The 17,718-nt window shown below is 45.4% G+C and carries 14 protein-coding genes; 4 read left to right on the top strand and 10 right to left on the bottom strand.

Annotated features, from left to right (window positions below; translation table 11 throughout):
* Nucleotides 1-94 precede the first annotated feature (94 nt).
* Complete coding sequence (locus MNV_RS15725) at nucleotides 95-364, bottom strand: hypothetical protein (RefSeq protein WP_143311842.1); 270 nt, start codon at nucleotides 362-364, stop codon at nucleotides 95-97.
* Nucleotides 365-742: 378 nt separating this feature from the next.
* Here MNV_RS15725 and MNV_RS15720 point away from each other — a divergent pair, with 378 nt between their 5' ends.
* Both MNV_RS15720 and MNV_RS19870 read left to right on the top strand, forming a co-directional pair.
* Nucleotides 743-1,981: a deoxyguanosinetriphosphate triphosphohydrolase family protein gene (locus MNV_RS15720; RefSeq protein ID WP_179294028.1), complete on the top strand. Its 1,239-nt coding sequence runs from the start codon at nucleotides 743-745 to the stop codon at nucleotides 1,979-1,981.
* Between the two features lie 29 nt (nucleotides 1,982-2,010).
* The gene (locus MNV_RS19870; RefSeq protein ID WP_096206892.1) at nucleotides 2,011-2,265 is read left to right on the top strand and encodes a hypothetical protein; all 255 of its coding nucleotides are present in this window, start codon (nucleotides 2,011-2,013) and stop codon (nucleotides 2,263-2,265) included.
* A 415-nt stretch (nucleotides 2,266-2,680) separates the two neighbouring features.
* Here MNV_RS19870 and MNV_RS15705 read toward each other — a convergent pair whose 3' ends face one another.
* The 4 genes from MNV_RS15705 to MNV_RS15690 all read right to left on the bottom strand — a co-directional run bounded on the left by MNV_RS15705 (nucleotide 2,681) and on the right by MNV_RS15690 (nucleotide 11,845).
* Complete coding sequence (locus tag MNV_RS15705; RefSeq protein WP_096206890.1) at nucleotides 2,681-3,346, bottom strand: HAD family hydrolase; 666 nt, start codon at nucleotides 3,344-3,346, stop codon at nucleotides 2,681-2,683.
* Nucleotides 3,347-3,515: 169 nt separating this feature from the next.
* Nucleotides 3,516-6,506: an S-layer protein domain-containing protein gene (locus tag MNV_RS15700; protein ID WP_179294027.1), complete on the bottom strand. Its 2,991-nt coding sequence runs from the start codon at nucleotides 6,504-6,506 to the stop codon at nucleotides 3,516-3,518.
* An 85-nt stretch (nucleotides 6,507-6,591) separates the two neighbouring features.
* Nucleotides 6,592-7,671 carry a PGF-pre-PGF domain-containing protein gene (locus MNV_RS15695; RefSeq protein ID WP_096206888.1) on the bottom strand — a complete coding sequence of 360 codons (1,080 nt, stop codon included), beginning with the start codon at nucleotides 7,669-7,671 and terminating at the stop codon, nucleotides 6,592-6,594.
* A 10-nt stretch (nucleotides 7,672-7,681) separates the two neighbouring features.
* Nucleotides 7,682-11,845 carry a hypothetical protein gene (locus MNV_RS15690; protein ID WP_143311839.1) on the bottom strand — a complete coding sequence of 1,388 codons (4,164 nt, stop codon included), beginning with the start codon at nucleotides 11,843-11,845 and terminating at the stop codon, nucleotides 7,682-7,684.
* A gap of 321 nt (nucleotides 11,846-12,166) precedes the next feature.
* Here MNV_RS15690 and MNV_RS15685 point away from each other — a divergent pair, with 321 nt between their 5' ends.
* Complete coding sequence (locus tag MNV_RS15685) at nucleotides 12,167-12,910, top strand: M24 family metallopeptidase (protein WP_096206886.1); 744 nt, start codon at nucleotides 12,167-12,169, stop codon at nucleotides 12,908-12,910.
* Nucleotide 12,911: 1 nt separating this feature from the next.
* On the opposite strand, the gene MNV_RS15680 is transcribed toward MNV_RS15685, so the two are convergent.
* The 5 genes from MNV_RS15680 to MNV_RS19865 are packed head-to-tail and all read right to left on the bottom strand — an operon-like array spanning nucleotide 12,912 to nucleotide 17,075.
* Nucleotides 12,912-13,235, bottom strand: a complete 324-nt coding sequence (locus tag MNV_RS15680) for a hypothetical protein (protein WP_096206885.1) — start codon at nucleotides 13,233-13,235, stop codon at nucleotides 12,912-12,914.
* Entirely contained in the window at nucleotides 13,232-13,960 is a 729-nt protein-coding gene (locus MNV_RS15675) for a class I SAM-dependent methyltransferase (protein WP_096206884.1), read from the bottom strand. The genes MNV_RS15680 and MNV_RS15675 overlap by 4 nt, the downstream gene beginning before the upstream one ends.
* 39 nt (nucleotides 13,961-13,999) lie before the next feature.
* Entirely contained in the window at nucleotides 14,000-14,968 is a 969-nt protein-coding gene (locus MNV_RS15670; protein ID WP_096206883.1) for a 2-oxoacid:ferredoxin oxidoreductase subunit beta, read from the bottom strand.
* Nucleotides 14,958-16,898, bottom strand: coding sequence for a 2-oxoacid:ferredoxin oxidoreductase subunit alpha (locus tag MNV_RS15665; RefSeq protein WP_096206882.1), 1,941 nt, complete (start codon nucleotides 16,896-16,898; stop codon nucleotides 14,958-14,960). Before MNV_RS15665 ends, MNV_RS15670 begins: the two co-directional genes overlap by 11 nt.
* Nucleotides 16,899-16,934: 36 nt before the next feature.
* Complete coding sequence (locus MNV_RS19865) at nucleotides 16,935-17,075, bottom strand: hypothetical protein (protein WP_179294026.1); 141 nt, start codon at nucleotides 17,073-17,075, stop codon at nucleotides 16,935-16,937.
* A gap of 186 nt (nucleotides 17,076-17,261) precedes the next feature.
* Here MNV_RS19865 and MNV_RS15660 point away from each other — a divergent pair, with 186 nt between their 5' ends.
* Nucleotides 17,262-17,573 carry a 4Fe-4S dicluster domain-containing protein gene (locus tag MNV_RS15660; protein WP_096206895.1) on the top strand — a complete coding sequence of 104 codons (312 nt, stop codon included), beginning with the start codon at nucleotides 17,262-17,264 and terminating at the stop codon, nucleotides 17,571-17,573.
* Nucleotides 17,574-17,718 lie beyond the last annotated feature (145 nt).

The following is a 17,718-nucleotide window of genomic DNA, read 5'->3' as shown; positions in this document are numbered from 1 at the left end:
CAGCAGTTGGTGTCGATCGTTCCCATGCTTCAATAGATGTAATGACAACTGCCGCAAGGAATTTCTTAAGAAAATACAACTCTATTTATGCGACTTAGCTTAAATCTACTGTTTCTTTTATAGTTAAATATTCCAACCTTTCTTCTTCATACGAAGATAAAATAGCGCCGACATTTTGTATAATTTGGTCAGCTTCCGATGAGCGTCCTGCGCTCATTATAAAATGGTTTTTAGTTAATGCTGAAATCTTCGGCACCCCGTGTTCAAACGTCAAACCATTAGAATCAGTAACCATTCTATCAGCAGAAAAAACAATTTTTGGGTCTTGTGGGTTTTCACATATACTTGCTATACAAATTGTCATAGGTCGCTTATTTAGGTACCTATTGTATTTAATCTTTTGCTTTATCATATTAATCACCAAAATTTAATAACAGTTCGTTAATCGTGACTTCTTTCATCCACCGAAAATTTACACATGTCGCAATCCACCGAAGACTACACAGAACCCTTAACCCGGGTTCTGTGTAGTCTCCGGTGGATTGGATAGGTTGTAAAAATTCGGTGGATGGATTGGCTCTGATGAATCTTCGGTGGGCTTCTTAAATAAATTATTGTGAGTTTGCGGTTGGTGAGTCGGTGGGTATTGCATGCTAATTATAATGATGGAAAGTTTTAAATAATATTGCGTACTCTCAATCTAAAGTAGAGGTATATTCCTTGGTTAAGGTGGATTACAAGATTGGTAAACAGATTTGAAGTTCTCTCACGGCAAGAACATATTAAAAGCATTAAATTGGCTGAGTACTCTACCCCATATCCTGAAACTCCAGAAGATGAGGAAAGAAAGATTTTAGAAGAACCATGCGACTTTAGAAACGCCTTTATAAGAGACAGAGATCGCATTGTTCACAGTGAGAGCTTTAGAAGATTACAAGGTAAAACACAAGTATATATTTCAGAATTGAGTCCAATTATCCGGAATAGACTAACTCATACAATGGAGGTATGGCAAATATCTGTTTCTATTGCAAGAATGCTCAGAGCCAATATACATTTAACTGAAGCTATCGCTTTCGGTCATGATTTAGGTCATACACCATTCGGTCATGCTGGAGAAAATGCACTAGATAATATTATGATTGAAAGTGGTTTAGATGGTTTTTCTCATAATGAGCAAAGTGTAAGAGTGGTTTCACTATTAGAAAGTAAACCAAATATATTCCCGGCACCGGGTCAAGAGATTAATCCAGAGTCGAAATCAGTAGGTCTAAATTTGACATATGCCACCAGAGAGGGGCTTTTTAAACATACAGATCGATTTAAGGAAGATTGTAAGAATAAAAAAATTTATAAAGAGTATGATGGGGCTGTTGATGGATTAATAGAGGCACAAATAGTAAATATCTCTGATGAAATTGCTCAACGTACTCATGATTTGCATGATGTTTGGATGACCGGAGCTATTGCTAGGGAGGATATTGCATTAATTTTCTCTGAGTCCCCTAAGTTTTTTGGAGACGAATCATTTGGTATAGAAAAATCTGGTATTTCTTCGATTGTAGGGAATTTAATATATGATGTAGTTGAGGCAAGTTTAAAGAATTTAAATGATTCATTTGATGGTGACCCTAGAAAAAAAAGATTTATTACATACTCCGAAAGTGGAACAGTATTTTCAAAGCAACTTGAAAAGCTCATCAAGAAGGCTGCGATACTTGGAGATGAGGTAAATCAGATGAACTCCCGCGGCAGACATATTATCCACTCACTTTATGATATCTCTCTTAAAGACCCCTATTGCTTACCAAATTTCATTAAAGATAGACTTAAACACGACCTCCAGAAAAAATTGAATGATCCTAAAGGATATGAGAAAATATCAGTAAAGCATAATAGGGATAAAAGAGTAATCTGTGATTATATAGCTTCATTAACAGACAAAGAGGCTATAGACATCTTTCGTTCAACACTTATATGATTCGAGGATTGTAAATAAAGGAGGAAAATATGGTGCGGAAAATAATACGAATGGAGGTAAAAGAGGTAGGTAGAAAAATTAAGTACCAAAAATCAGAGAAAGCTATTACTAGTATGTGTGCGGTTAAAACCGAAGATTCTGATGGAGTAGAGCATAAAGCCTATGCTTGGGGTGATTTATGCGATAATCTCAGAGTCGGAACGACGGTTCTAGCTACAAAGGAGTTTACTCCAAAAACAGATGATGAAAACGATCGCTTTATAATAATTAGCTTGGAAGAATAAAAAGTTAAGCACCATTATTTTTTGGTGCTCTGTATGGCTTGCGTTCTGTATCAGTGTTATCCACTTATTATCTCCCTCTACTTTGATACCGCAAGCTTCCGCAGGAGTCTTACCATTTAATCCCTCATGCGGTCTCATGTAGTTGTGGTATATCTGATAGCCTTTCAGTATCGGAGTATTCTTAATTTTTAATCCTCTCATCACCTTTTCCCTATCCCTAACCTCTCCGTTTGCCCTCTCCATCGTGTTATTGTCATATCTCCATCAAGCTTTATGGTGTTAATATGCTGGGATTGCGGTCTTGTATTAGTGTAAAATTCCCAATAAAATGCATTGTGATATGATGGCAATCCATCCGTTATGAGTACGTTAGATCTTTCGCCTGTGATTTCCTTACCCTTATGGAATAACACTCTTATCCGTGCTTCTCCCGCGCCTCTCGTTCCTCCTCCTGCAGGATGTACCTCCCAAGCTCCCTGTGGCTCTCCACTATGACATCAGCTTCCTCCAGGAACTTCCTGTCAAGGTACGCCGGTATTGCGATGCACCTCAAACCGCCGCTTTTTGCAGAGCGGATACCCAGAGGCGCGTTCTCAACGACAAGGCAGTGCTCTTTCGGTATGCCAAGCTCCCCGACAGCTTTAAGATACGGTGCAGGAGAGGGCTTGCTTTCCGATGAATCGTCCCCATCGATGATCACATCGAAAATACCCGGAAAAAACCTGTTCAGTATGTCATGCACGGTCTTCCTGTTAGATCCTGAGACGACCGCAAGCTTATGTTTCTGTTTTAGCGAAACGAGCAGTTCTTTTATACCCTCAAAAGGTACAGCACGCTCTATCCTGTCGAATATCTCAACCTTTTTACGATTTAACTCCCGCATATCATCTTCTGTCGGGGTACGACCAAAGCGCCTGAAGATTATATCTATAAGCTGCATGTGGTTTGAACCTTCAAGCTCATATATCGCTTCCCGCTTGATCTTTATACCCACGGTCAAGAACGCCTGCTTCCACGCTTCTGCATGGTAGGGCATTGAATCCACAAGCACCCCGTCCATATCAAAGATAATCGCTTTCATGAGTGACCTTTAGCCTCCTGCCTCCTCTATAACTTATCTCTTTAAGCAGTAAGATGGATGCTGCTCTTATATAAATCCGGGCTATCTGCTCCAAAATCACCCTTCTATGGAGGGGGACCCGAAGCATCCTCCCCGCAGCTCTTTTACCTGAAAAAAGAATGGAAATAAGCTACCTGCGTATGAAGCCTAAAATGATAAAATACGCAGCCGCCAGAGACATAAGTAAATAAATCAGATTCAAAAACGGTATGCTATTAAGTAATGCCCTGGCACTTTCTAAAGCCTTACTGCCGCCTGTTCCGCCTGAGGTTATCGAAATGTTCACCTGGGAAAAGTCGCCCCATCTGTTATTTCTCTCCATTGCACGGATGTAGATTATATGCGTTCCGGTTGAGATATTGGTTGTGTTAAGTTCTGCAGTTACCTGTTCCGCCTGTGAATTAAAAGTCCCGTCAAGCGGTTCAAGAGACGTCCCATTCCCGGGGATACCTGTTTTATCCAGGAAGTACTCAACAGCCCTTATTTTCATACCATATCCTGCGATTGCTTCAGCGGTAATTTTAACAGTCTCACCCCTGCTGGCTTCTTTTTTAGATATCGTTGCATCCTTAATCACCGGGGTTACCTGGAACCTTTTCAAAGTATGGGTGCCTTCGATGTGGCATGACCCGCAATTTGACTTGTCCCCATGAAGCTCATCGCCAATATATATCGCACCAAAGAACGGTTTTTCCTGATATGTATGGCATGATTTACAATCTCTTGGTGTAACATATGTTGGGGAATGCATCTGCGGCTCTGCACCAGCCGTATGGCATGCCCAGCACGCTTTATCGATAGGATCGGATAAAATCGCCTTACTGGACATGTTATCGTTCAATTTAGAGTGTTTACCGAGCCTTGATGAAATAGCATCCGGACCAGGGATTCCAAGGTTATTGGACGCATCGTGACAGCTCACACAGTCCGCCCAGTTTTTCCGGTCATCATACAGGTTCGGGGCGTGAAGGTCGGGTGGGATTCTCCCGACAGCAAACGTATCATTGGGTTTAAACCAGCTGGCGTTATACCCGAAAAGCGTGACATTGGATGTGGTCTTCATAATATCCGGAGACAATGCGACTACATCCCCAAGTATAACGAAATTGGGTCCCTGGGAAATATGATTGATCTTTGCAGTGAAAACTGTTATATTGGTCTCTGTGTGCACTTTATACCTGATACCGGGCGTGTATTCAAGCGATGAACCCAGGGGAACTACTCTGCTTTCGGCAATGCTGCCATTGATCATTAAAGTCAGCCACGCCTCTTTGCTATCTGTACTGACTTCATTGACTTTTAAAGAATAGTTATCCGCAATGTTCCAGGTCTCCCCTTCCTTTAAATATTTCTGTTTATCAGGAACCGAAAGGTATTTCCCGGAATTATTACGTAGCTGGCTGAATACATAATCGTCATCATTAAAGTATATTTTACTTTTATTCTCCGGGTTAAAATCAACTAAAACCCTGGTGTAATATATTTCATCATAACTATCCTTGGATTCTCTATCAATAACGATGTATCGTTCTTTTTCTCCGGAGTACCGGTAAAGGTGGCATGCGTAGCATGCGCTGTCCTCACTTTCCTTATCTGTATGGACTTTTCTTGACCTGTGCCCTTCGAACTGAATAAAGCTGTTGTTACTCCCGAATATTGAAGTTATGTTCAGGGTAATAACAGGGATTTTCAGCGTTGAATTATCGATAATGACTTTTTCCTCATATTCATACGGGGTCATGATGCCAAGTGAGACTTCATCCACTGTTGTATAATTCTTTAAAACCCGGATGATCGCCTCATCTGCATCGGTAGATACTTCAACCAGTTCCAGGAAATATCCTCCACCGAGGTAGGCGCTATCTCCCCTGTTGACCGTGAACCTGTTCCGTTCCCGCTCAAGCGCGACGAGCCCGGTCCTGTTTTTGTTGACCAATGTTGCGGTCCCCCAGTCCTCGCTGTTATCTTTATCCAGATGGCAGTAAGCGCAATTGAAAGAATCCACCAGGTTGTCTTTTGACCCGTAATGCGATACAAGCGCAACGTCCGGATTATTATCAGTTTTCACAATACTGTTTATATGGCATGCCTGGCACTGAGCGGATGCGCTGATATTATAATTTGTAGCGTTATTCGGATTTCCGTTCAGGCTTGCATTCTGGAAATGTGAATAAATCATGGGCTCTTTGTACCGGGACTGCGAAATCGAGTGGCAGTTGTTATTATTGCAGCTCTTCGGAGTCTTGTAATTTAACGGATGACCGCCTGCCGGCTGTGCGGACTCACTCCCGTCTCCGTCGCCATGACATGCCCAGCAGCGAAGATTGTTGCGGTCAAGAGATGTGACGGAATCAGAATTGAGGGAGCTGTGCACCGATTTATTACCGACTGTGGCTGAAATATCTACCAGTTTGGGAGCGATGCCCCCGGTATCATGGCAGAGCACGCAATCCCTGTTACCCATCCATTTTCCCAGAGAGCTATTGTGAAAAGTGGGCGTGCTGCCGCCGGATATATGACAACTATAGCATTGTGTACTACTATTAAACCGGGTATGGTTGAAAGTCGCTCCTGATACCCTCGGGTCTTTGGGTGTTCCCCATGCTGTATTTCCGCTGTTGTCAAAATGGCACCAGGTGCAATTGGTAGACCGGATTGAAGGCGACATCAGGTTTGTGGTTGTTCCAAAATGGGCTACGCCATCACTTGTTTTATTATAGATGGCATTAGCATCGATACTGTTATTATGGCACGAGATACAGCCTATGCTTGTTGTAATATCCTGACCGCCCGGTATATGCTCTGTAACCGGCGGCGCGTTGAACAGATCGCTGACATGGCAATCTTCGCATGTTTTTATCAGGCTTCTGTTGTCGGCATGTTTACTCGGAGGAGTGCCGTTCCAGTGGCAGGCGTAACATGCATAATTCAGGTTATTCGTATTGTTTATTCGCCCGTGTATGCTATTATCAAGAGATGTGAGATTTACATAAGGCATACCCGGCGTCAGGCTGCCGTGGCAGAAGATGCAGTTCTCGAATCCTGCCATGGCTACAGGTGTCAGGGATGCTGCAAATAATATTATACCGAGAATTATAAATCTATTTTTCAGGACATACATTTTTAATAATTTAATGCATAACAACATACTTTTTTTAGTTTTTGAGTGCAAAGCGAATAAAAAACAAAATAAATAAAATTCAATATCACCTTCTCTGCAGTTTGAATTTATAAATTGCCAAAATCAGGGCTGCAGCCAGGATGATAACAAGAATACCTGTTACTATCGAACCTTTTGAAATAACCGGTGTTGGAGCTGCGGTTCCTCCCGGTTTAGATGGTGTGCCGGCATCCAATGTTACGGTCGGTACTGCTATGCCTTTCAAACCGACTATGGCAAATGGTGAGAAAGCATTTGTCTTTGCCTCGTAGTGCGTGAAACCGTCATCATTATATTTTAGCTGGGTTTCCAGTTTGACCCATTGCGTTCCGTCCCATCTGAACATAACTATTTCAGTATCTTTAAGGCTGTTAGATGTAATCCATGAATTCTTAACTTTGAATTTTATTATAGCTTCTTTTATGTTCTTGGGTATGGCAAAACCAGCTGTACCGACCCAGATGTTAACATTCTTATAAACGATTTCGGGCGAGGCTTCTTTTACAAGGGTCGATGTATTCCTAAGGAGTTCAATCTGGACTGCAATTAGACCTGCATTGGTACTGCCGGTAATCACAATCCCGTATACAGGAAGCCCTTCTGTTGTAAAGTTATAGACTGTGGGCAGGTCCTTGACTATGAACTCTTCCCTTGATTCCCTGGCTTCTATGTTAGTGTAGTTTTCACCCGAGGCTCCACCTCCACCGCCGCCTCCGCCGCTTCCTCCGCCGCTACTGCTGCTTCCTCCGCTACCTCCACCGCCGCCTGTGGACAGGTATAAATCAACTTTTTGCGGCTCTGTTGCCGCTCTTGCAACTGTTGTTGATGCAGATACGCTCCCATAGCTTGCACTCAGGGTCATGGAAGTCCCGGCACTCACAGCGTTCGGGAGATTTGCAAGTTCTAACAAATAATACCCGTTAACAAGACTGCCGTTCGTTCTCTCGGCGGTTGTAGTGATAGCACTTATCGTGCTTCCTGATGCAGTGAGATATACAGTTACACCGTTTACCGGCGTCCCGTCTGTATTGAATACCTGCCCGTACACGGTAAACATTGTTCCGGTTTGAGCCTGGGCTGGAAATGCAACTAACAAAAGAAAAATGGGGATTAGTAACGCTTTCATAGAGACCTCACTACCTTATTCCGCTGAAAGTAAATGTCTGCCCAGCAGTCGAAGCGTTGCCCATTAAAAAGTACCCTTTGTATCCGTCCAGAGTGAAATTGGTTCCCACATATGTGGATCCATCATATACGTAACTTTCCCAGCTCTGGCTGGCTGAATTCCACTTCATCACTTTCGTAACTCCGGGGATTCCTCCCGATGATGGGTACAGAAGGTTCTTTGCAGAGATTGCAGGGTCAGGCAGGAGCCTGATAGCGATGAGGTTATAACCCGATACCAGCGAATCCGTGGAGTGGGAAGTGTATGTGAGGTCGCTGCCGAAGCCAGAGGCTATACCTCCCGCGGTGTATAATGACCTTGCACCGTGGCATTTTGTGCATGTCACGTTCTTGCTGATATTGTGCAATACCCATGAAGAACCGCTCTTATACGTAGTCCACTTGTTCGTGCTTGTGTCCTTATATATTCCAAAGATACCACTTATAGAGTAATTGGTAGCATTGCGGTCTACCACGGTCTGGTCATGGCACGCCCAGCATGTTATATTGCCATGGTAATTAGAAATCAGCGAATGTGCAGTTCCAGGGTATGTATGGCAAACCTCACAGCCAGTTACGCCTGAGGTCGTGTTCTTGACCTCGAACGTATGATTGTAATTGCTAAGTGTCCTGTTAGCATGGCAGTCTGCGCAATCGAATCCTACCGTATCTTTATGACGTCCCGCAAAGTTCCTGTTACTATGGCATTTCTGGCACAGTTCCGTGGAGTTGGAGACCTGATCGTAGACTACCGAATCGGTCTTAAGTGTAGCTGTTGTATTGTAAAATGAAATATTGATAGGTGTTGTACCGTTACCGCTGTAGGTATCATTATGAAGGTTATGGCAAATCTTGCATTGGATACCCTGCCAGTCCTGTTCAGCTATTGGGTAGCTGCTTCTATTGCCAGAGGCTGCTGATAGATTGTAGTTAGGCGGCGACTTGCATCTGGCGCAGTATGCGTTGCTGTCGTATGTAGCATCACCGTGCCTTGATCTTGCATGTGCGCTCAGGTTCCAGCCAATTACCTCATCTTCTATGCTGGGCTGTCCGCCTCCGCTTCCATTATGGCATGTTAGAGTACAGGTATAATACGGGAACATGCCCTTGCCTGCACCGCCGTTGGTGCTGAGAGGAATACCTGAGAGATTGTAATTATAGAAGTTGTATTCAACTGTCAGGTTATGGTCATGGGTATAGAGAGACGTGTTCAGGCTGAACTGTTGCGTAGTGTTTGCGAAGTGGCACTTAGTGCAGTCCGTGTAGTTCTGACCGTAGTTACGGTTGCCGTGGCTTTCGTTGAGATTGACATTTTGTACATGGCAGCTTCTGCATGTGTTGCTCTCATTCACGATGTAACCCTTAGCTCCAGTTGTGTGCCCATAGTTGGGTTCATATCCTGCATGGCAGCCAGTACATGCAGGCGCGCCTGGATACAGGGTCTGGTTATGCTTTGAGGAGCTGACCGCGCTGCCGTATGAAGTATGGCAGCCAGAACACGCCAGGGCAGGTGCAATCGTGCCGTTGAGCGCCGATGTGGCATTGTGGCACTTTGAGCAGGTCACGCTCCCGGTTATGTTATGCAGCGGCCATGATTTTATAGAGGTGCTTGATTTCTTGAAGTACGTGGTCCAGTTACCGCTAACGTTCCAGAGACCGTAGGAATAAGCAGATTTGTACGGGAAGACATACTCGGCGTACCCCGATGCATTCGTGGTGAATGTCTGGTCGTGGCACGCTACGCAATCGACCTTATTGTCATGGTAGCTTCTCTGACTAAAGCTTGAATGGCTGCCTGCATAATCATGGCAAACCTCGCATCCTGTCACTCCTGAGGTCGTGTTCTTGACCTCGAACTTATGCATCTCATCGCTGAATGTTGAATTCATATGGCAATTTGTACAGTTAAACCCGACAGTTTGTTTATGATACCCTCCATAATTGCTGTTATGGGTGCTGTTTATGTCATCAGTGAATGTCAAATGGCATTTCTCGCACAGTACGGTTGCGTTGGGAACCTGCTCATAGACCGCATAGCCCGCAAGAGAACTGTTGGTTGAGTTATAGAACGCAACCGGGAAACCGCTTGGGCCTGTATAGTTCGGGAACCTCCGATCGTGCAAATTATGACATACCCTGCACTGTATACCCTGCCAGTCTGCCTGTGCAATTGTCGAACTCTGATTTGCACTTACATTATAATTTGCAGGCGATTTGCATTTGGCACAGGACATCTTATTGTCGCCACTCATGTGTAATGACTGGGCATGTGCACTCTCAAGCCAGCTCTCGGCTGCAACATCGATTTTACCTTCCACCCCGGTAGTAGCATTATACTTGTGGCAAGTCAGAGTACAAGTGTAATACGGGAACATACCCACACCAGCACCACCGTTGGTCCTGATCGGCATCCCTAATGTATTGTACTCATAGAAGTTATGCTCGATTGTCAGGTTATGGTCATGGGTATAAAGCGATGTATTCAAACTGAAAAGCTGGGTAGTATTTGCAAAGTGACACTGCGTACAATCTGATGAACTTGAATGTCTTTCAAAGAAGCCGCTGACATTCTGTTCATGGCACCCTGAATTCCTGCAGGTGTTGCTCTCGTTCACGATATAACTTCTGTTTCCTGTCGTATGACCGTAACTGGGCAGGTAGCCAAGATGGCAACCGGTACAGTCCGGGGCACTGGCATTCAGGGTTCTATTATGACCTGATGAATTAACAGCACTGCTGTACGAAGCGTGGCAATTGGAACAAACTAAAGCAACTGCAATCGTGCCGTTGATAGCTGATGTGGCATTGTGGCACTTTTCACAGGTTACGCTCCTGGTTATATTATGCAGCGGCCATGATTTTATACTGGTTGTTTTATTGAAGTATGTAGTCCAGACACCGCTGGCTTTCCAGAGACCGTAAGAATAGGTACTTTTGTTAGGGAAGACGTAGAGGGCATACCCGGATGCATTTGTAGTGAATGTCTGGTCGTGGCATGCTACGCAATCGACCTTATCATCGTGATTACTCCTTTGCGCAAAGTTCGTATGGCTATTTGTATAGTCATGGCAAACCTCGCATCCTGTCACTTCTGAGGTCGTGTTCTTGACTTCGAACTTATGCGTCAGGTTGCTGTATGTCGAGTTCATGTGGCAATCGGCACAATCGAGTCCAGCAGTTTCTTTATGATACCCTCCAAAGTTGCTGTTGTGGGTGCTGTTTATGTCGTCGGTGAATGTCAAATGGCATTTCTCGCAAAGCTCTGTAGTATTAGATACCTTTTCATAAACAGGCGGTCCTCCCGCGCTCAGAGTGGAGTTGTAATATGCATAATATATAGGAGTTGAATCGTTATCGCCATAGGTGTCATTATGGAGATTATGGCACACTCTGCACTGGATACCCTGCCAGTCAGCTTGTGCGATGGCTGTTGTATCTGAAGCATTCCCGTTAAAGTTGGGGGGTGACTTGCATTTAGCGCATGAGTTCTTACTGTCGTATGTAGAATCGCCGTGTCTTGAATTTGCGTGCGCGCTCTGGTTCCAACCTATTACTTCATCTTCTATGCTGGGCTGTCCGCCTCCGCTTCCATTATGGCATGTTAGAGTACAGGTATAATACGGGAACATGCCCTTTCCCGCACCGCCGTTGGTACTCAAAGGCATTCCGTAGAGGCTGTAGTTATAATAATTGTATTCAACTGTCAGGTTATGGCTATGTTTATATAGAGACGGGTCAAGCTCGAAAGCTTGTGTAGTGTTCGCGAAGTGGCACTGCGTGCAATCTGCTTTATTCGGTCCGTAATAATGGTTGCCATGGCTTTCATTAAGATTTGTACCTTCTACATGGCAGGTACGACACTTGGTTTCGGTAATTGTTGTACCTGAATGTGCCCATGGGTCTGATGCATAACCGGTATGGCAAAAAATACATTGGCTTGCACCCCCATGATAGGTAGGTGCGATTTCATTAGCATATGTAGAATGGCAGGTTGAGCAATCTACTGCGGCAGCATTTTGAGTAAATGCTACTATTAAAAAAAGAAATGACAGTATTGAAAGACCGATAATTGATAATATTTTAGTGTATCCTACTCTAACGTTCCGTTTAATATCTCTATATCCGTTTATTTTCATAGCTATGGACTCCTATCAATCCATATTGCGGATTACTCTCGTTTTTTCGGATTACCCACGTTTTTTCAGACTACTCTCGTTTTTTCGGATTACTCCCGTTTTTTACCGAAGATATGGATATCTGCTTATACTTATTATTATTATCATTAACGTATTAATCTGTATTTAAATCTTTCGTAGATTAATTTATTAAGTAACATTAGTTAATCAAAAATCAACCTGAAAATGCAGCTTTTCCCCCGGCTCAAACAGGCTGCTGAACAATAGACTTTTATTATCCTGAACCAATCTTAAATTTAACAGGTTTTATAGGGGGAGCGGATGAACCAGACTGAACCGACAGATAAAGATTTAGAAGGATACCTTGAAGCCCGGGACTTCGCCAAAGGGATGAGTAAGGAAATCATATACAGAATCAAAGCCGGCATGACGGAAAAGGAGATCGAGGATATCGCATATGAAGTTTTCCGTAAAAACGGCGTGAAACAGCACTGGCACATGCCCATAATAGGAGTGGGCGAAGGAAGCGCCAAGCTGAAGGGTATATACGCCCTTACTTCAAGCTACCTGGCAAGATATTCGCGTGTCCTGAATAAGAACGATATCGTGCTGATAGATATCGCCCCGGTTTATAACGATTATCCTGCTGATTATACTATCAGCCATGTGGCAGGCAATAACCCGGAACTTGAGGCGCTTGCTTCATTTGCGCGTGAAGTTTCATGCCAGATTGCAGGATATATACGCCCGGGCATGACCGTTGCAGATGTGTTCAGCTACGCAAAGGGGCTTATCCAGGCAAAACCGGACTATACGCTTGCATATCCGCCGTTCATTTCCATGGGGCACCGCCTGTGCAGGCTCCCTGCTGCCTGGCAAAAACTGCCTGAGCCCGGACTCTCATACCTTGTATTAAGGGCCAAAGCGCCTTTCATATCATCGGGAAATCGCACGCCAATGAGAGGGCTCTGGGTCATCGAGCCCTACCTTATGTATAAAGAACGGGCAGCCAAATTCGAGTCGCTTGTATTCGTGGGAAAAGAGGCTCTGGTACTGGACAGGTGACCTAATGCCCATGCGGCGTCGTATGTGTCCCGGCGACTATATATTTGCAGTCGCTCTTCGCAGTAAACGTGAAAGATTCATCAGGACTCATGTAAACCGCCTGCTCTTTTTCCAGCGATATCTCTGTATCCCGGTTCGAAAGCTGCGCATCCCCGGCTAAGAGGAACAATATCTCATCATGACCATTCGGCGCCATCTCTCTTTTTTCACCGCGTGAAGCTTCGCCGTAAACAAGATATACGCTGTGCTTCCCGATTTCTTCCGAACCGACTATGTATTCCCTGTATTTTTCCCTGTAAAGGTCTCTTATATTGAACAATTTCATATGTTTTCCCCTGCTTCTGCACGGAAGTAAAGGCTTATAGGATTTTTGGTTTTATTCGCTGCAACGAAATCAAGCTTCTCTGAGAACTCAATATTCCCGAAACCCGAAGAGCCAAGCATTCCGGTAACCTCTTCGATCGTATATCCCCAGACATCAAAATGCTGGGTGAAACCAAACTCAAGGAAAGTACCATCCATGCTGACCCTGCCGGTACTGCTGTCAAGTTCCCTTTTCCAGATTATCTGGATTTCGTTCTTTCCCGGCATTATCTCCTCCTGGAACGGCTCTGCATTTATCAGGACATCAAACAGGAAAATACCATTCTCATCTATGCTCTCCCTTATTTTTCGGAAGATGCCGGGAAGATTATCCTTCCTCACGTGAGAAAGCACGTTCCCTATGCTGTAAACGAAGTCGAATTTCCCAAGTCTGCGAAGCTCTTCTTTTTCGATGTCCATAATCCTGAATCCGGATTTTCGATATGCACTGCTTCTTTTTCTTGCAAGTACTATTGCCGAAGGTTCTATATCAATTCCCGTTACGGAATACCCCCGTTTTGCGAACTCCAGGGCATGCAGCCCGCCGCTGCATCCGATATCCAGGATACGCTTGTTCCCTGGTATGTACCATGACAGTATCTGTTTTACCTCGATGATATGCTCCCGATTGGAATAATGCGACTTTTCATATATTTCCAGCCCGGAGTCCCTATATAATTCGATCATTGCTAGTTGGCATGTAAGCCCTTTGTAAGCTTAGAGAATTCAACCAGTTACCTTAAGTTCATCCAGCATCTTTGCTATGCTGGTCACCGACCTCCCTTCCGGACCACTTATAATCTGTTTTGCAGGAGGGTTCTCATGATAACCCGCTATCCTGTGAGCTATTCTATCCTGGTAGGTGGACACAAGCTCATTCTGGTAGAATACACCCATCGGTATCCTGTCTCCCCACTCCTGGCTTTTTGTTAATGCTGCCTCGCTTTTTTGAAGCATCTCTTCGGGACTGCGAACTATCCCGTCATAGCCTGTTTCCTCCAGTTTGTACACCCGCGGAACAGGTTTTCCAGTAGCAGGGTCCCTGCGGTCTTCACCTGAATACCAGTCCTTTGTATTGATGTTATTGTATGTCGGGCAGGGCTGCTGTATGACCACTAACGCCATTCCGCGATGCTGGATAGCTTTCTTGATTGTCTCTTTCAGGTGTGCAACATCAAAGGCATAGCTCCTGGCTATGAAGGTATATCCTGAAGCCAGCCCCAGAGCTATCGGATTAACTCCCTCGTTGATATTGGGTTTTGGAAGAGCCTTTGTCTGGATTCCCAGTTTCAGCGTGGGTGAAGCCTGACCCTTTGTAAGACCGTAGACCCCGTTATCGTGGATGATGTAGGTCATGTCTATGTTCCTCCTTCCGGTATTGACGAAATGACCCGCACCGATCCCGAGCCCGTCGCCGTCGCCTGAGTGGACTATCACCTCAAGCCCGGGGTTTGCAAGCTTGGCTCCGATGGCGAAAGGCAGCGCCCTGCCGTGCAATGTATGCACCCCGTAGGCGTTTATCCAGTGCGGCGTCTTGCCGTGGCAGCCTATTCCTGAGAATATGGCTACCCCGGAAGGCGACAGCTGCAGATCGACAAGAGCCATCTGCAACGCCGTCAGTATTCCGAAATTCCCGCACCCCGGGCACCAGTCGTTAAAAAGCGGCGTCCTGTAATCGGCAAGCTTAAGAGCCATAGGTCAACACCTGCCTCACAGGGGCTTTATCCTGAAGGATAAGCAGGAAAGCATCGTACAGTTCATCCGATGTCATGGGTCTTCCGTTCCATTTCAGCACAAAGTAATCTATTGATATACAGGTTTCCTCCTGGATTATGCCAGCCATCTGGGCTGAATAGTTCCCTTCCACATCGATTCTCTTGGTAGCTTTACCCAGCACTTTGGCAATATATTCCCTTGGCAGCGGATGCGGCATCCGTATCTGCAAAAAGTTAATTTTATAGTTCTCCCGGCGCAGTCTCTCCATAGCCTCAAGTATAGCGCCCTTCGGAGAACCCCAGCTCACAATGGTCACGGGCGCATCTTCATCGCCGAAGAAATTAACCCTCTCCTGGGGAAGTATCTCCTTATCAGCAAGCTTGAGTTTTTTCATTCGTTTCTCGACCATGCGTGTCCGCACAGCAGGATTCTCGGTGATATGCCCGATTTCGTTATGCTCATCGCCAGTGTTCCAGAACACCACACCCGGGGTTCCGAGGGGAACCCTGGGGGATATTCCAGATTCTGTAAACCGGAAGCGCTTGTATTCTTTACCGCTTACATCAGCCTCGGTGAGAAGTTGTCCGCGTTCTATCTTTATTAAATTAGTATCAAATATCCCACAGCTTTTGCTGCTGTTGGCTATCGCCTTATCGGTCAGGTGTATAACAGGCGTCTGGTAGCGTTCAGCATAGTTAAAGGCGCGGGCGGCATCGTAGAAGCATTCCTCAACATCGCCCGAGCATAATATAATCCGCGGGAATTCGCCGTGTGAAGCATGAAGGGCGAACCTGAGGTCTTCCTGGCCGTGGCGCGTCGGAAGCCCGGTTGAAGGACCGCCGCGCTGATAGAAGCTGATAACCGTCGGAACTTCATTGATACCTGCCCAGCCCAGACCCTCGACCATCAATGAGAATCCCGGTCCTGAGGTGCTTGTCGCAGCTCTTGCGCCTGTGAGAGCGGCACTCGATGCCATATTGACTGCGGCGATTTCATCCTCGGTCTGCATGACGAGGATAGACCCACCCTGTTGTTTCAGGGCTGTCTTCTCAAGCTCGAACACCTCATTCTCCTCCAGGTATGTGCTCTCATCACCTGCCGGCGTGATGGGATAGTAGCTCTGGAACCTGCACCCACCTGCGAGCTTGCCCAGAGCAACAGCCTGGGTTCCCTGTATAAAAATCCTTTTTTCATCTGTCTGGACAGCATCCAGGCTGAAACCGAAGTCTTTGAAATTCATCGTTGCATAATCATGGGCGAGATTGAATGCAAGAACGTTCGTGGAGATTATCTTCGCTTTCTTACCGAATATTTTCTCAATGGCTGTAGCAACGTACTTTTTATCGTAATTTACAATGCCAAAAGAGATGCCCAGCGCAAGGATATTCGTCATTATGGTCAGTTTGCTGAGCTTTTCTTCACCCAGTTCTTTTGAAAGCAGCTTTAGCAGCTCAAGGTACGATACGGCGTAAATCTTCACACCGCCCTTTTTTGCTTCGTTCAGCAGGTCGCCCACAGTTTCAGGCTTTATCCCTTTCTCATCCAGCGTCTTCTGGAACTCCTCCCTGAAAGAGGCTGAGAGGGTCGGGATTTCAGTTAATTTTTTTGGAAGAATCTCGGCGTCGCAGACGATTCCCCCGCTTGCAGACACTTCCCAGACATGCCTGACCACGCTGTCAGCATCGAACGCGCACAGCATGTCGACGCGGCTTGCAATGGCCCTTAGCTCATTCGGGGATACCCTGATATGGAAGTAACTGTGCAGCCCCTTAATATTAGAATGATATTCTCTCTGCCCGTACACATGAAGCCCGCCGTAGCAGCAGGCGCGCGCGAAGATGTTGGCACTTGAATCCACGCCGCTTCCCTGAGGTCCGCCAGCCATCCAGATAAAGTCATCTCTACTCATACTCTTTTCACCTGGTACGCCTGTTAATACCTTGTTTTACCCGCCGGTGACCGCATCCCTTCCTATGCAGCAATCGCACAGGGCTGTTTCGCCGCAATAGGGACATACACAATTGCAATCATCGATCGGATTTCCACAATTCTCGCACTTAGGCTCTAAAACGATGAATTCTCCCATAGTTTTCCTATGGTTCAAATAGTTAAGTAGTTTACGGTGAAGTTTTAGGAAAGCCGGAGTTTAATTCAGAAAAAAAAGGGCGTTTACCTCCGGGAATCTCTATAACCGTACGTCAGGATAGTAAGAACAAGACAAGCTTTTTATACCCTGCGGTATATGCTCTTTATCAAGGAAGTGGGAAACAATATGCCTATAGACCCGGAATTCATGAATAAATCTACTGTTGGCGAGCATAATGGACATAAAATAAGAGGCGAAGTGAAGCCTCCTCTGAAGCTCGGCGTACACGGTACTTCTGTTGCTGTTGACCATGATGTCTGTAATGGCGACGGCATCTGCATCTCGGTCTGCCCGGTCGGGGTTTTTGACTGGGTCGATTCACCCGGTCATCCTTTATCTGATAGAAAATCCGATCCCGTCAATGAGCCGGCGTGTGTCTTTTGCCGGGCTTGCGAGGCGCAGTGTCCTGTGCAGGCGATTAAGATTACAGAGATTTAAGTTTGCAGCACTGTGGTTGTTAAGAGAGATTGGGGGAATAAGCACTTATAAATGGATCAATCTTACAGTATTTCACTATATTCCAGGTGCCCCGGCTACAAATAATGCTATAGAGAACTACTATTCAACCAGTCTTAAGACACAC

The organism is Candidatus Methanoperedens nitratireducens, assembly GCF_900196725.1.
GTDB lineage: Archaea > Halobacteriota > Methanosarcinia > Methanosarcinales > Methanoperedenaceae > Methanoperedens > Methanoperedens nitroreducens_A.
Note: the sequence above shows the minus strand (reverse complement) of the source record. Positions and strands in the feature narration are given on the sequence as shown.

Bases quoted from the DNA above. Each gene is read 5' to 3' on its own strand.
- MNV_RS15725 (WP_143311842.1), bottom strand. From the start codon at position 364: ATGACAATTTGTATAGCAAGTATATGTGAAAACCCACAAGACCCAAAA.
- MNV_RS19870 (WP_096206892.1), top strand. From the start codon at position 2,011: ATGGTGCGGAAAATAATACGAATGGAGGTAAAAGAGGTAGGTAGAAAA.
- MNV_RS15705 (WP_096206890.1), bottom strand. From the start codon at position 3,346: ATGAAAGCGATTATCTTTGATATGGACGGGGTGCTTGTGGATTCAATG.
- MNV_RS15700 (WP_179294027.1), bottom strand. From the start codon at position 6,506: ATGTATGTCCTGAAAAATAGATTTATAATTCTCGGTATAATATTATTT.
- MNV_RS15695 (WP_096206888.1), bottom strand. From the start codon at position 7,671: ATGAAAGCGTTACTAATCCCCATTTTTCTTTTGTTAGTTGCATTTCCA.
- MNV_RS15690 (WP_143311839.1), bottom strand. From the start codon at position 11,845: ATGAAAATAAACGGATATAGAGATATTAAACGGAACGTTAGAGTAGGA.
- MNV_RS15685 (WP_096206886.1), top strand. From the start codon at position 12,167: ATGAACCAGACTGAACCGACAGATAAAGATTTAGAAGGATACCTTGAA.
- MNV_RS15680 (WP_096206885.1), bottom strand. From the start codon at position 13,235: ATGAAATTGTTCAATATAAGAGACCTTTACAGGGAAAAATACAGGGAA.
- MNV_RS15675 (WP_096206884.1), bottom strand. From the start codon at position 13,960: ATGATCGAATTATATAGGGACTCCGGGCTGGAAATATATGAAAAGTCG.
- MNV_RS15670 (WP_096206883.1), bottom strand. From the start codon at position 14,968: ATGGCTCTTAAGCTTGCCGATTACAGGACGCCGCTTTTTAACGACTGG.
- MNV_RS15665 (WP_096206882.1), bottom strand. From the start codon at position 16,898: ATGAGTAGAGATGACTTTATCTGGATGGCTGGCGGACCTCAGGGAAGC.
- MNV_RS19865 (WP_179294026.1), bottom strand. From the start codon at position 17,075: ATGGGAGAATTCATCGTTTTAGAGCCTAAGTGCGAGAATTGTGGAAAT.
- MNV_RS15660 (WP_096206895.1), top strand. From the start codon at position 17,262: ATGCCTATAGACCCGGAATTCATGAATAAATCTACTGTTGGCGAGCAT.